The organism is Anaeromusa acidaminophila DSM 3853, from assembly GCF_000374545.1.
Classification (GTDB): Bacteria; Bacillota; Negativicutes; order Anaeromusales; family Anaeromusaceae; genus Anaeromusa; species Anaeromusa acidaminophila.
Window position 1 is genome coordinate 75,309 of record NZ_KB894589.1, and the last position, 14,539, is coordinate 89,847.

13 protein-coding genes are annotated in these 14,539 nt (G+C 46.4%); all 13 read left to right on the forward strand.

What is annotated here, in order from left to right; genetic code table 11:
• Nucleotides 1-56 precede the first annotated feature (56 nt).
• The 13 genes from C508_RS0107445 to C508_RS0107505 all read left to right on the forward strand — a co-directional run bounded on the left by C508_RS0107445 (nucleotide 57) and on the right by C508_RS0107505 (nucleotide 14,539).
• On the forward strand, nucleotides 57-1,145 hold the full coding sequence (locus C508_RS0107445) for an LptF/LptG family permease (protein ID WP_018702920.1): 1,089 nt from the start codon (nucleotides 57-59) through the stop codon (nucleotides 1,143-1,145).
• A gap of 337 nt (nucleotides 1,146-1,482) precedes the next feature.
• Entirely contained in the window at nucleotides 1,483-2,691 is a 1,209-nt protein-coding gene (locus C508_RS0107450) for a DUF3084 domain-containing protein (protein WP_018702921.1), read from the forward strand.
• 156 nt (nucleotides 2,692-2,847) lie between these two features.
• Nucleotides 2,848-3,270 carry a RuvC family protein gene (locus tag C508_RS0107455; protein ID WP_018702922.1) on the forward strand — a complete coding sequence of 141 codons (423 nt, stop codon included), beginning with the start codon at nucleotides 2,848-2,850 and terminating at the stop codon, nucleotides 3,268-3,270.
• Between the two features lie 498 nt (nucleotides 3,271-3,768).
• A complete protein-coding gene (locus tag C508_RS0107460) occupies nucleotides 3,769-5,010 on the forward strand; it encodes an S-layer homology domain-containing protein (RefSeq protein ID WP_018702923.1) in 1,242 nt (413 codons plus the stop codon).
• Nucleotides 5,011-5,220: 210 nt separating this feature from the next.
• A complete protein-coding gene (locus tag C508_RS0107465; RefSeq protein WP_018702924.1) occupies nucleotides 5,221-6,168 on the forward strand; it encodes a porin family protein in 948 nt (315 codons plus the stop codon).
• Between the two features lie 457 nt (nucleotides 6,169-6,625).
• Nucleotides 6,626-7,063, forward strand: a complete 438-nt coding sequence (locus C508_RS0107470) for a hypothetical protein (protein ID WP_018702925.1) — start codon at nucleotides 6,626-6,628, stop codon at nucleotides 7,061-7,063.
• A gap of 13 nt (nucleotides 7,064-7,076) precedes the next feature.
• Nucleotides 7,077-8,006 (forward strand): hypothetical protein, encoded by a 930-nt coding sequence (locus tag C508_RS0107475; protein ID WP_018702926.1) that lies wholly within the window; start codon nucleotides 7,077-7,079, stop codon nucleotides 8,004-8,006.
• A 321-nt stretch (nucleotides 8,007-8,327) separates the two neighbouring features.
• Nucleotides 8,328-9,722, forward strand: coding sequence for an LPS-assembly protein LptD (locus tag C508_RS0107480; protein WP_018702928.1), 1,395 nt, complete (start codon nucleotides 8,328-8,330; stop codon nucleotides 9,720-9,722).
• A 14-nt stretch (nucleotides 9,723-9,736) separates the two neighbouring features.
• Nucleotides 9,737-10,747 (forward strand): bifunctional heptose 7-phosphate kinase/heptose 1-phosphate adenyltransferase, encoded by a 1,011-nt coding sequence (locus C508_RS0107485; protein ID WP_018702929.1) that lies wholly within the window; start codon nucleotides 9,737-9,739, stop codon nucleotides 10,745-10,747.
• 70 nt (nucleotides 10,748-10,817) lie between these two features.
• Nucleotides 10,818-11,291, forward strand: a complete 474-nt coding sequence (gene rfaE2, locus C508_RS0107490) for a D-glycero-beta-D-manno-heptose 1-phosphate adenylyltransferase (protein WP_169342521.1) — start codon at nucleotides 10,818-10,820, stop codon at nucleotides 11,289-11,291.
• Entirely contained in the window at nucleotides 11,288-12,301 is a 1,014-nt protein-coding gene (locus tag C508_RS0107495; RefSeq protein ID WP_018702931.1) for a glycosyltransferase family 9 protein, read from the forward strand. The genes rfaE2 and C508_RS0107495 overlap by 4 nt, the downstream gene beginning before the upstream one ends.
• 181 nt (nucleotides 12,302-12,482) lie before the next feature.
• On the forward strand, nucleotides 12,483-13,514 hold the full coding sequence (gene waaF / locus C508_RS18075) for a lipopolysaccharide heptosyltransferase II (RefSeq protein ID WP_018702932.1): 1,032 nt from the start codon (nucleotides 12,483-12,485) through the stop codon (nucleotides 13,512-13,514).
• Nucleotides 13,515-13,783: 269 nt separating this feature from the next.
• Nucleotides 13,784-14,539: a glycosyltransferase family 2 protein gene (locus C508_RS0107505; protein WP_018702933.1), complete on the forward strand. Its 756-nt coding sequence runs from the start codon at nucleotides 13,784-13,786 to the stop codon at nucleotides 14,537-14,539.

Consider the following 14,539-nt stretch of genomic DNA (forward strand, 5'->3'; position numbering starts at 1 on the left):
ACCTTGCATGCGTTACCCATTCAACAACGGCTCACGAATGAGGAGAGATTGTCTGGATGCGCATTTTAGATAAATATATTTTAAAGGAATTATTAGGCCCATTTGTATTCGGGGTTTGCTCGTTTTCCAGTATTTTTATCGGTACAAGCACGCTGTTTCGCATTGCTCAATATGTAACTAAATATGGAGCTAGCTTGTCGAGTGTAATAAAGCTATTTATTTACAGTTTGCCTAGTATTATTGTTTTAACGTTCCCCATGTCAATGTTGTTGGCAGCATTGCTGGCTTTTGGGCGTTTGTCAGCATCCAGCGAATTGACAGCGATGAAATCTGGAGGTATTAGCTTTGCCAGATTGGCAGCGCCTGTTTTTATTGTGGCTTTTTTTGTCAGCGTCTTTGCGGTAGCGTTTAATGAAAAAGTGGTACCGGCAGCTAATGAGGCGTATCGGTATACTGTGCAGAACGAAATTGAAAAGAATACGAAACCTAAGGCGCAAGAACATGTTATCATTAAAGATATCGAACAGGGAAAAATTTCCCGCTTAACCTATGCGCGCAAATTTGATGAAGAAACGAGCAGTATGAATGCGGTTACGGTGCAGGAATTTGAAAATGATCAAGTGGTACGCATTCAAAATGCAGACAAGGCGGTCTGGAATGGAGGCCGCTGGGAAATGGAACATGGCGTTATTCATGATTTGACTCCCGATGGAGGCTTAAACCGGACCATTCGCTTTGATAAACAAATTTTACCAATCGAAAAGGATCCTAAAGATATTTCGCGAGAGCAAAAAGAACCGGCAGAAATGACTATTCGTGAATTGAAATTGCATATTGACGCTTTGAAGAGAGAATATGTGAAGACAGGGACCTATGAAGTAGAGTTGCATCAACGCTTTACAATTCCGCTGGCCTCCTTTGTCTTTGCTTTAATTGGTACGCCATTGGGGCTGGCGCCGCATCGGTCCAGTTCCTCCATCGGTTTGGGTATCAGTATTGTTGTTATTTTCATCTACTATACGATCATGACGATTACGACTGCGCTGGGACAAGGTGGAGCTATTCCGGCCATGCTAGCGGCGTGGATTCCTAATCTCGTCGGCATCATTGCCGGCGCTTGGCTCATCTGGCGTAAATCCAGGTAAATACCAACAGGATTGAACAAGAGAACCGGCGACGTCGCTGGACGCGCCTGACGGTACGTGATGTACCTAATGCCGGATGCGCCAGGGATGGCGCATAGCATCCGGTCTCCTCTTCAAAAGCCATGGAAGGCATGGCAACCGACATCCATTGCGGGTACGCAGGAGAAGGACAAAAGACAAGGTCTGTTTAACAGGAGTAGAGTGAGTAAAGTGAGGGCTACGGGAGAAGTTTTATTATTTTTGTTTTGAAATAATAATCGATACCCTCATTAGTACCCTCTGATTACTCCCTTTACTCCTGTTCATTATTAAATTTTCTAAGGAAGGGGCTCGCCTTATGGACGGTATTATTTTGATTTTAGTGCTGATTTTGATGGGCGGAGCCATTGCTTTTATCGGAGATCGCCTAGGGTCGAAGGTTGGCAAGAAGAAGCTTACTTTGTTCGGGTTACGCCCTAAGCATACTTCAACAGTAGTGACAATTGTTACGGGGATTTTGATTGTTACCGCTACCTTTGGCATCTTGACGGCTGCGTCGCAGGACGTGCGTACGGCTCTTTTCGGAATGGAAAAACTGAAAGCGCAAATGGCGGAGCTACAGAATGAGGCGAAGGCCAGTCAGGAAGCATCCGATAAGGCAAAAGCAAGTTTGGCGGAAAAAAATGCAGAGTTTATTGCGATTAGCGATCAGGTAAACAAAATGAACCAACGTTTGACGGAGGTTCGACAAGAACTGCAGCAGGCGGTGGCCGAAAAAGATCGGGCAATGGAAGCACTGGCTACTTCTCGAGGGGAAGTGAATCGCCTGCAAGGACAGCAGCGAGAGCTGGAAGAGAAAATTATAACTCTGAACCGAAATAAAGAGCAGTTAGAAAACGATTTGAAGGAGCTGCAGGAATTTGCCGCTAAATTACAAACTGGTATTCGCGTAGTTCGTGAAGGGGCCATTGTCTTTCAAGCGGGAGAGGTACTGGCTTCACGTTCGGTCGACCCTCGCGAATCGGAAGAACAGTTGCGTCAAGAAATGGAGATGTTTTTGCGTGAAACCAATGCGCAGCTTCTGCAAAGATTAAATGTTGATAAAGACTTGGGGTTACTGGTGATAAGTCAGCGTGAGTTTGATACGACGATTGATGAAATACGGAAAGCTGACTCACCTCGTATTTTGCGTGTAGTGGCGGCAGGCAATACCGTTTACGGCGAGCCTGTTTTTGGGGCATTGCAATTGTATCAGAACCAGCTGATCTTCGCGAAAGGTACGACGCTTTTGCAAGAAGAAATGCAGGCGATCGCAGAAGACTCCGGGGCCAATGAAGGGGCTATTATTTTCTTTTTAAAACAAGTTAATGCTCTTTCCGTGCGCCAAGGAGTATTGCCAGACCCGATTTCCGGTATGGTAGGGTCAATGCCGGCGAATCATCTGTACGAAACCGCGGCTAAAATGAGCCGCCTTGGCGGCCGCGTGGAGCTTTCTGCGGTTACGGTAGAAGATGTGCATACCGCAGGCCCTGTGCGCATTGAACTTCGTGTCCGGGCGATAAAATGAAATGAGAACGTGGATTGAACAAGAGAACCGGAGAATCTGAGGGAACCGATGAGGGCTACGTGAGTGTATTTTTAAAAAAATCGAACCCTCATTTATTCCCTTCGGTCACTCCGGTTCTCTTGTTCGTTTTTCGGTTTCTTTTATGGAGGAGTAACGATGATTGTAGCAGTGGATCCGGGGCGGGAGAAATGCGGTGTAGCTGTAGTGGCTTTCGACGGCGCTATCGAGAAGCGGCTTGTTGTGCCGACCACGGTCTTACAAGAAGAGATATTCTCAATTTTAGCAACAGGAAAGATTCGAGTCCTCCTTTGCGGCGATGGTACCGGTTCAGCAGCACAAGCCGCTGTGATGCGAAAATTGGCAGCGCAGCATAAGGTGCAATTTCTCATCATCGATGAAAAGCATACTACAGAGCAAGCGCGCAAATTGTACTGGCAGCAGCAGCCTCCTAGAGGTTGGCGACGGCTATTTCCAACTTCTATGCAGACTCCGCCTGTGCCGGTAGACGACTACGTAGCCGTCCTCCTAGCATGGAAGTATTTAAATGAAGAGAGGACGTCACACAGAGTAACAGAGTAAATCAGAGAGTATAAGAGATTGTTCCCCTGCATTCGCAATGATACCGACCAGCTAGCTCATCTTGTCGTTTCGAAAAACATAGCGACATGGCAATTTTTTCATTATGCTCTTGCAAGTGAAACCGATGATATTTCTTTGGGTTTTTCCATTAAACTGTTTGAAACTATTTCTCTCTGGACTTTCTCTGTTACCTCAATTCCTCTGTGTAAATTGTAGTTTAATCTCTCGTTCTTTACTTTTGTTTTTCATTATGGTATACTACATCTAGTTCTTGGACCGCCTGGTCAAAGACTGAAAAATATTTGAAGAAATTTTTCAGTCCTGCAGGAGTTTTGAATCCGAGAGCGAATTAATTATGGCGTGATCGGATGAATACATATTTACTTGGAAGTGGAAAAAGCTGCTGAGGAAACGTGGATACTCATAAGCTATTTTCTCCGACTGAGGTTTATGTATTTGTCTGTGCGCAAATACAAAATTCTTAGGAGGAATGAACACATGAAAAAACGTCTTGTAACTGCTCTCGCTCTTATGTTCGGCCTCGGCGTCGGCGCTACCGCCTTCGCAGCTGCCAATCCTTTCGTCGATGTTCCGGCGAAACACTGGGCCTATGATGCTGTAAACAAACTGGCTAAAGCCGGTATTGTTGACGGCTATGGCGACGGCACCTTCCGTGGCGACCGTACCATGACCCGTTATGAAATGGCTCAGATCGTTGCTAAAGCTATGGCTCGCAGCGACAAAGCTGATGCTGAAACCAAAGCTACTATCGACAAGCTGGCTACTGAGTTCAGCGCTGAAATCGAAAACCTCGGCGTTCGCGTTGCTAAGTTGGAAAAGAAATCTGACAACCTGCGTTTTGACGGTAACTTGCGTACCCGTATTATTAGCAATAGCATGGATCATGGTGTTCAGAGCACCACTGATCGTGAAATTCGCTATCGTTTAGGTGCTCATGCAGAAGTGAATGACACCTGGAAAGTGCATGCGTTGTTTGAAGGCAACTTGAATGACAACAACTATGGTGCTGATGACAACAACCTGAAAGTGGACGAAATGTACGCTGAAGGCGCTTTGGGAGCTACGACGCTGTCCGTTGGTAAATTCATTCAAAAAGAAACCGGCGATTTGATTCTTGATGAAGTTTCCATCAAGGGTGCTCGTTTGGGCTTTGGTAATCAGTTGAAAGCGCAAGTTTTCTATGGTACGATGAACGCAAATCCTGCGACTAGTGATGATACCACAAATGCATATGGTACTTCTTTGAACTGGGCTGCAGCTAAAAACTTCAGCATGTTTGGTTCGTATACCCATTTGAAAGACCGCAATGATGCTAATAGTCTTTGGAATGGTGAAAACTCTGGAAACGCTTGGGATGCTGGTTTCAACTACAAATTCAATAATGATTGGCAATTTACTGGTGTGTATGGAGCTACTTCTGCAAACGAGCAGAACAAAGCATTTAAAGCTGAGTTCCAGTACAAAGCTATTGATCTTAATAAAGTTGGTACCTGGCAGGCTGCTGCTGGCTACTGGAAACATGAAGCTAACAGCCTTGTTGATACTGGCGCATGGGTTCCTTCCATTGCTGGCCAAGGTGCTAAAGGCTGGTATGTTGACGGTGCTTATGTACCGGCGAAAAACATCAAACTTCGCGGTATCTATGGTCAGTTCAAAACTACCACCGGTGATGATGTTAAAGACAAATTTACCCGTGTTCAAGCTGAATTCTTCTTCTAAACCGAAGAAAAACGGCAAAGAAGCCCTGCAATTGCAGGGCTTCTTTTTATTTACTTTTTTTTATGATTATGGTAAGATATCACTTGTGTCTGTCAAAAGACAGAAATACCGTGCTGAACTACGGACAAGGAAACAGGGGCACTTGTTTGGAAATAAAGCAGGAAAACTGTAAAGGCAGGCTTGATTATTACATAACAAGGAGAGAGACGAATGAAAGAGAAACTTTTAATGGCGGTTATCGCCGCTATGATCGCTATGCCGGCTACGGCGGCCTTGGCGGCCCCGGTGCAATTGGACGGAGAAATCGAAATGCAGTATAGCCAGGATAATGCAACGAAACAAGATGGTGGTCGTTTTACACTAAAATTGAATGCAAAAACCAATGTGGCGAAAAACTTGGATATGTATGGCCGGTTTGCAGCGCAAGGCATTACCCAAGAAAATTTTCGTAATGATTTCCGCAATACTGGTGCTGGTGCGTATTCGCAAGATACCAAGTCTATGATGGAAATCGATCAATTTGGTTTCTTGTATGAAAATGCAGGTGTAAACTATAAGTTGGGCCGTCAAGGCGGTACCATTGGTGGGACAGCCCTTCTTTACAGTACTGAAGGCTATGTAGGACGCGATATGATGGCAGATGGTATTATCATTAAGGGGAAATCTGGTGTAACTGATCTGTCGGTAACTGCATTGAAAGAAGTATATAAGGATAGCAATAAAGCCTATGCAGTTTCGGCTTCTTACAAGCCGGCTAAAGATTGGATTTTAGGAGCGACATTGGCTCGTTACGACGAAGTGCAGCGCGATCGTAACTATTGGGCTGTTAACACTGGCTATGAGACTGGAAAAGCTAATTTTACGGCGGAATACGCAAAATCTAATTCTAGTGATGCAAACAAGGCCTATGATTTAGGCGTGAGCTATGCTTTTGACAAAAAACTGTCTGCTTTTGCAGTGTACTATCGTGTAGAAAACAATGCCGATATGGGAGGATGGACTGATTTCGACCCGAATAACAAAGGGTTTTACTACGGACTTAACTACAAACCGGATTCTAAAACCGCATTTAAGCTCTTCTATAAAGATATCGAGAGCATCACTAACAGCTCTGAAAAATCAAAACAATTCCGCGGTACTGTTTCTTACTTATTTTAAGTGGACATCCGTCTTCTTCAAGGCCCTGCGATCGCAGGGCCTCTTTTCTTTTGAGAGAAGCCAGAAGGGAATGGAGATTGAACAAAAGTCGCGATGAGAACTGGAGGGGACGTAAGAATGGTATAATATTTGATATCATACGCGTTTTCGAGCTTTTCGTGCTTTTCGCGGTTAAATAGTATCTTTGGAAAACGTTGACAATAAACCGGGAACCACACGAAAGACGCGAAATGGTTTTATAATCAGGCTCATATTCAATATCTTCGTACTTCCACTTTAGTAACTCTATTTCTGTAAATAATAACCGTATCCTCTGGCTTTTCTCTGTTACTCTGATCCTCTGTGTTCCGTTTTTTTGTACTTCTTGACAGTTTTGTGAACAAGCAGGAATGCCATCGCTTTTGTCGAACCTATATTCCTATACAAAAGGTGCATGCAAGGAAAAGGAGGAACGATTATGGCAACAAAAAGAAAATTAATGGCGGCAGTTTTAGCTGGAGCGCTGGCAACGGGAATTGCTATGCCAGCAACACAGGCATTTAGTTTAGGCGATGTGTTGAAAGTAGGCGGAATTGGTTTTTTGGTAGACCGCTTTGCAGGGCCGCTGAATAGCTTCATTAATACCTTGACATTTAAGAATAAGGCAGGGAATGATTATGCCACCAAAGTGGTGCCCGTGCTTACCTTTGGCAGCGGCGGCTATGTGGGGGCTGTCCAGGTAACCGGCTCTCAGGAGTTAGTAGATCGGACACAGGCGGTGTTGCAGTTAGAGAGCGATTTCAATGGCGGGCAATTTCGCGTGAAGGCGCTTGTGCCGATTTCTAGCAAAAATCCGGTCAACTTTAGCCGTGTGCAAGGTGTGGGTGTTTCGGCAACCATTGACGTACGTATTTAGGAGGTACATAAGGATGAAGCGATTAATTATATTAGCAACGGTTATGCTGACTCTGATTTTAAGCAGCACATTAGCGTGTGCGCAAGAAACTACGGTAGTAGACAAATTGAATGCAATGGATCGGACTCTTTATGGCAGCGAACAAACAGGGGCGCTCTTGGAACGGGTGCAAAAAGTGGAAAATGATGTGACTGGTCAAATAAGCAAAGAAGCGATCATTCCACGCGTGGATTCGTTGTACGAAACAGTGTTTCATTCGACAGAAAATGCGCCGTCGCTACTCTTGAAAGTGAATGCCGTAGAGTGGGCATTGCAGCATCAGGTAAATGGAACGGTACCAGTAAAAAGCCGTATTGAAGGCTTAGAACGTACCGTAACAGGGAATTCTACGCCGGGAGCGTTTCAAGACCGGGTAACTAAGCTTTTAAGCTTGGCTTATGCCGATGGAAAGGCGCAAACGGCGCCATTGATTCTTCCGAAAGATTCTCTCATTAAAATCAGCTTTTTAACAGCGCTGGACAGTAAAACCGCTCGAGTGGGGGATGTAGTAGAATTCCAGGCAGCCGATGATGTTTTGGTAAATGGCATACTAGCAGTTGCTAAGGGAGGTCGCGGCATAGGCAAGGTGAGCAAAGTCGAGCGTGCCAGCAATTTTGGACGCGACGGTAAAATTGAAATCAATTTTGAAGATCTTGAGACCATTGATGAACTGAAATTACCTGTTTTTTTAGGAGAAAAAGCCAAGGAAGAAACTAAATCCTATGCTAAAGCAGCTGGGGCAACTGTAGCCGGCATGATTATCTTAGGGCCGGTTGGTGTGATCGGCGGCGCCTTTGTCCATGGCGATGAATTGAAAATCCCTGTTGGCGCGCAAATGTTTGTACAGACTAAAGCGGAAATATCCCTGGTGGGCGTTGTGCCTCCGGGAACTGTAACACAATAATACAGTGATCAATAAGCACAAAGCCGGCTCCTGCCGCTTTGTGCTTATTTTCTTGATATAAGAGAACGACGTACATGAGTATAGGTTTCACACAGAGTATCAGAGCAAGGTCAAAGAAAGGCCCGAGAAAAAAGTTAGGAGATTGCGGCAATGGCGTTCGCATTTAAGGTAATCACTAATCACTAATCACAATACTTATCTCTCTGGCGTTTCCTCTGGTCTTCTGTTACTCTGAGTATCGTTCTCTTCGCCTTTTTCTTTACAGTCTCAAGCCTTGCGTGTACAATAAAGGATAGAATATTTTGAGCAGGAGAATACATAATGAATACATCCTATAAATGGCTGGCTGTAGCGTTGTCTTGCATGCTTGGCATGGCTGTGTGCGCGGAAACCGGTGAAGCAGCTAAAAAGAAAAAAGAAGAAGCGCCCAAAGAGCAGCTGCCTGTAGTTGTTGAAGGGGACGAAATTTACTTTCAGGATACCAGCGGCGACCTGTATGTAAAAGGTAATGCGTTTGTGGAGCAGGGACTGGGGAAAATTGCAGCAGAATTTATTCGAGGCAATGCTAGGCAGGAAACTGTCTTTGTGGATGAAGAAGCAACATTATTACAGCCTGACACTCGGGTTGTAGGTGACCATGTCGCTTATAACTATGGGAAAAAGACAGGCAACATGGAACATATAAATGGAAAAATAGGAAATGAATATGTGATTGGCGGACGAATGGAAGTCTTTCCAGATCACTACGTCATTTATGATGCTACGATGACTCGCTGTAATGCTCATGTGCCGGATTATCGTCTTACAGCTAGTAAAATTATTATTTGGCCGAATCAGCAAATGATTTCCTATGATAATAAAGTATGGTTAAAAAATACTGTGATTTACTCGGTGGACAGGAATAAAAGATCTTTACGGCCAGAAGATCAAGATCAAAGTGAAATGCCGAAAGTAGGTATTAATTCCAATTCGGGATTTTATATTGAACACACCTTGCGATATCCTATTGATGAAAGGATAACTATAGGAATGCCGTTTAAGGCAGCAACGCATACGAAAGATAACCGTTTTGCCAGCTACTTGCAATATCAAGGGAATGGCTATAGTGCAGCAATAAATTATGGTGAATATGAAGACGGGGACGACAATTCTGTATGGAAACAGCCTGAATTTTCTTGGGGGACTAATGCTAAGAAAATAGGAACAAGCAATATTAGCTATACTTTATATGGCACATCAGGGATGTGGAAGGATAAGGAAAAGCGAAGTTGGCATCAAGTTTATGGGGTATATTTTAGTCATAGTCCTATTAAATTGAGTCAAGATAATACATTACAGTTGCACTTGGGAACTGGTTATGAACAAGTTCTCGAGAGCTATAATCATTCACGAGCAAATGTGATTCGTGAAGATATCGGAATAACAAAAAATTGGAGAAAAGCCAATGCATGGTTGTCGTGGCATAATCGTGAAAACCAAAGTGATTTGTTCTCTTATGATAGTGATAATATGAATAGGGAAATTGACTATGGGTTTCATGTTCAAGTTGGCAAAAAAGACGCTCTCGAATGGAATGAGCGTTGGGATGCTGTCAATAGTCGCGTGTATGACCGGGATATTAGCTGGATTCATAATTTGCATTGCTGGGAACTGCGAGTAATGTACAGAGCGGAACGTCATCAATTGAAATTTACGCTAGCCACTGCTCATTTTTAGAGAGGCCTAACGTTATGATAGAAAGATTAATTGAGAAACTGCAAGGCAAGAAGATGCTGCTTTTAGGCGACATGGTAGCCGATGTCTATGTAAAAGGGTATATTTCGCGTGTTTCTAGGGAAGCGCCGGTATTGGTACTGGAACATCGAGGTGAAACGATTGTGCCGGGAGGCGCAGCTAATGCTGTGCATAATGCGACGGCTCTGGGCGGTATTGTTCACGCGGTTGGCGTATGCGGCGAGGATAATACGGGAGAAAAACTAAAAGAGCTGTTGCAAAGTAAAGGAGTTATTGTTGATGGCCTTTTTCAGGATGCCAAGCGTCCTACAATAACTAAAACGCGAATTTTAGCTGGTGGCCAGGCAACAGTGCGACAGCAGGTGGTGCGGATTGATCAGGAATCAAAAGAAGCGCTTTCGAAAGAAACGGAAGAATCCTTGCTTCGCTATATAGAAAAAGTATTGCCTACTGTGGATGTAGCGGTGATTAGTGACTATGGCAGCCATACTGTTTCACCAAAGCTGAGGCAAAGGATGATTTTGTTGTGCCGCAACCAAGGCATACCGTGCATGGTGGATTCTCGTTATGATATTCAGCAATTTACGGGCGTGGAACTGATCAAACAGAATGAAGCGGAAGCGGCAGCAGCATTGGGGCTGGAGAGCTTGGATGAAATTGGCGCGACGAAAGCGGCGGAACAGATTGTGGAGATGATTCAAGCGGATGGGATTCTCTTGACCCAGGGCGGCGACGGTATGACACTGTATGTGCGCGGACAAGGTGCTAGGCATATTGCGGTGAGCAATCACAGCGAGGTTTATGACGTGACCGGTGCCGGCGATACGGCAGTTGTAACGATGATGCTGGCCTTGGCAGCCGGAGCGGATCATTATAGCGCAGCAAAGCTGGCTAATTATGCAGCAGGAGTTGTTGTGCGTAAGCATGGCACAGCGACGTTGACAGCATCAGAGCTGCTAGAAGCGGTACAGCAAGGAGAAAGCAAAAAAGAGGAGGAAAGGAAATAAGCAAGGTGAGCGGAGGGAGTGTATGCTTCCTCTGTTTTGCTTATTTTTTAGCGATAAAATGGAGAAAGTAATGAAGCGAGAAGAAATGGCTCAGGAAGTGGAGCGTTTGCAGGCCGAAGGACAGCGCGTAGTATTTACCAACGGTTGTTTTGACATTCTTCATGCAGGGCATGTGCGCTATCTGAATGCGGCAAAGGCAGCAGGAGATGTGCTGGTGCTGGGGCTGAACAGCGACGCCTCGGTGCGGCGACTTAAAGGTGAAGACAGACCTATCAACGAGGAAGAGGACCGCGCGGAAGTGTTGGCCGGCTTGGCGGCTGTCGATTATGTGGTTATATTTGACGAACCTACGGCAGGGCCGTTGGTGGAACTTCTCAAGCCGGACGTATATGTAAAAGGCGGGGATTATACGGTTGAGCGCCTGCCCGAAGCCCGCATTGTGGCTTCCTATGGCGGCGAAACTGTACTCATTCCCGAAGTTCCCGGCCGATCATCGACCAATATGATTAAAAAGATACGTGAGACCGGAAAAGCGTTATTATGAATATTTTAATTGTAAAGCTCAGTGCTATTGGCGATATCGTGCATGCGCTGCCCGTAGCGAAGGACTTGAAAGAATGCTTTCCTGGCTGTCGCATAACTTGGGTCGCCGAAGCAGCAGGCGCTTCGATTTTAAAGAACCATCCATATATTGACGAAGTGCTGCTCTTTGACAAGCCCCGCTTTAAGTCACTTGGCGGTTTGATCAAGCATGCGCCTAGCTTTGTTGCGGAACTGAAAAAACGACGCTTTGAACTGGCGCTGGATCTGCAGGGGCTCATGAAAAGCGCCTTGATTGCCTGGCTGAGCGGTGCCCCGAAGCGGCTGGTATACGAAAATGCCCGCGAGGGAAGTCACTTGTTAGGGGAGAAAGTAATCGGACCGAATCATGGCGGGCATGTAGTTGAGTTATACCGGGATGTGGTGCGCCATTTGGGATGTCAGTTGGGCTCGGCAGATTTCGGCCTCGGAGAGGCAGTAACCAGTGAAGCGGATAGAACTGCGGCTATTTTACGCCATGCCGGAGTGGGTGAGAGTGTTCCGTATGCCGTGCTGGCATTGGGGGCTAATTGGCCGAATAAGATCTGGCCGCCGCGTTATTTTGCAGCGCTGGCAGATAAATTAAGCGGCCAAGGGATTGTGTCGGTGACGATTGGCGCGGCTGGAGACCGTAAGTTGTATGAAGAAATGGCGGCATTTACAGAAGTGCCGCCGGTAGACTTGACAGGTAAAACGAACCTCCAGCAATTAGCTGCTGTAATCAAAGGGGCAGTTGCTTTTATAGGCGGCGATACCGGCCCTATGCATATGGCGGCGGCGCTGGGTGTAAAAACCATCTGCCTAATGGGGCCTACCGATGCGAATCGCAACGGCCCCTATGGACAGCCACAGCATGCGCTGGAAGTTGTGCGCGACTGCGCCGGCTGCTGGAAACGGGCCTGCCCTAAAGGTCTGGACTGCCTGGACGTACTTACGCCGGAGCAAGTCTGGGAGAGAATAAACAAACAGGAGTAAAGGGAGTAGAGGGAGTAAAGTGAGGGCACGGATGAATAATGGGATTAAATATGAAAAATTATCGAACCCTCCCTTTACTCCCTCTACTCCTGTTAATAGAGTCTTTTGCATAACTAGTATTTTTAAAAAACAACGCGACATAATACGCCGAAAGATGCTCCGCCAGGTAAACAACATAACGATGAAACGAATTTTGATTATTAATTTGGCTTTTATTGGCGATGTGCTTTTATCGACGCCTGTTGCCAGGGCGTTGCGCCAGGCCTATCCTCAGGCGCGCATTGACATGATGACTGTGCCTGTGGCTGCGCCGCTGGCGCAGCGCAATCCCTATGTCAATGAAGTTCTTGTATACGATAAAAAAGGACAGCATAAGAAATGGAAAGCGGTATGGCAATTGTTGCGGCAGGTACGGTCGCGGCACTATGACCTTGCTGTTTGTACCAATTTTGCGCTTCGAGGGGCGATGCTGGCCTTTTTCTGCGGTATACCCCGACGTATAGGCTATGCGGCGCAGCATGGGGAGTGGTTCCTGACAGAGGCTGTTTCGCCGGTGCGGCCTCCTTTGCGCCATGAGGCGGAAAACTATCTAGACGTGCTGAAACCATTGGGCTTGGAGGCAACCGATTTTTCTTTGGAACTTGCTTTGCAGGCGGAAGACTGTCTTTCGGCTGCCAAGGAAAAAGAAAAGGTTGAAAAACCGATTGTGGTCCTATGCCCGGCTGGGAGCTACCGCCGCAAGAGCTGGACTACTGATGGCTATGCGGAGTTGATTCGCAAATTATCCCCGCAGGTGTCCTGGTACTTGATTGGCGGCAAAGCTGAAGCGCCATATTTGCAGCGAATCGCAGCAAAGGCGGCAGTGCCTATTACGGTTTGGAGCGGGACGCATACACTGCCGGAGGTCGCTGGGCTCATGCAGCAGGCAGCCTTAGTTATCAGCGTTGATACGGCGGCATTGCATATGGCTCAAGCCGTCCATACGCCGGTTTTGGGCTTGTTTGGTCCTACGGATCCACGCATATGGGGCCCCCGCGGCGTTAAAGATCGTGTTTTATGGTTGCAAAACTGTCAGCCGTGCTGGGGGCGGGGCGAATGTGCCGATCAGCATTGCCTGCGCGATTTGCCGGCGGCAACCGTCATTCAAACTGCCAGAGAAATGCTGGCAGAGAAAAGCTGGATGGGTATGGGGATTGAACAAGAGTCGCGATGAGAATCGGAGGGTGCGAATGAGGGGACGGTTTATCATTTTCGTGCTTTTCGCGTTTTTCGCGGTTGGATAATAAATTGGAAGAACGTTGCTAACGAACCGCGAACCACACGAAAGACGCGAAAGAGTTTTTATAAATTGACTCTCCTTCGAGTCCTCCATCTACTCCCTCTACTCCTGTTCAAAAATTCGTAGCCCTCATTCGTACCCTCTCGTGACTCCGATTCTCTTGTTCAATCCATATTTTCATTACTTAGAAATGGGGTTCGTATATGCAGCCGCGTTTAGCGATATTGATTCTGACGTACAACGAAGAAAAAAATATAGGCTCTTGCATGGACAGCGCCGCTTTTGCCGACGAAATCGTCGTCGTAGATTCCGGCAGCGCCGATCAGACAACGGCCATTGCGGCAGAAAAAGGCGGCAACGTAGTTGTCCATCCTATGACGGAAGGCTTTGCGGGGCAGCGAAATTTTGCTTTGACCCAAACGCAAGCCGAGTGGGTGCTCTTTTTGGATGCGGACGAGCGGCTGGCACCGGAAGTGGCGGCAGAAGTACGGCGCATTATGGAGCGGGGCGATGCTTTCGCCTATGAGATTTTGCGCAAGAATATCGTCTTCGGCCAGCCTGTTTTTCACGGAGGACATGCGCCGGATTGGTCGCTGCGCTTTTATCCCCGAGCGGCCATTCGCTGGGAAGGAATTGTACATGAAGCGGCAAAAGTGACGTTGCCTGTCAAACGGCTGCAAGCATGCATGTTTCACCATACATACCAGGAATGGGAACGGTATTTCTTTAAATTCAACCAGTATACGACGTTGCTGGCGAAAAAAATGCGGGATGAAGGCAAAAAAGTGAGCTTTTTCGATTTGTTATTGCGGCCGCTTGCCGGATTTTTTAAATTTTACATATTGAAAGCCGGTTGGCGGGACGGCCGCATGGGGTTGGTGCTGGCGTTGCTGCATTTTTTCTATACCATGACCAAATATTTGAAAGTATATTATAACGCCCCAGAAGAAAGGAAGTAG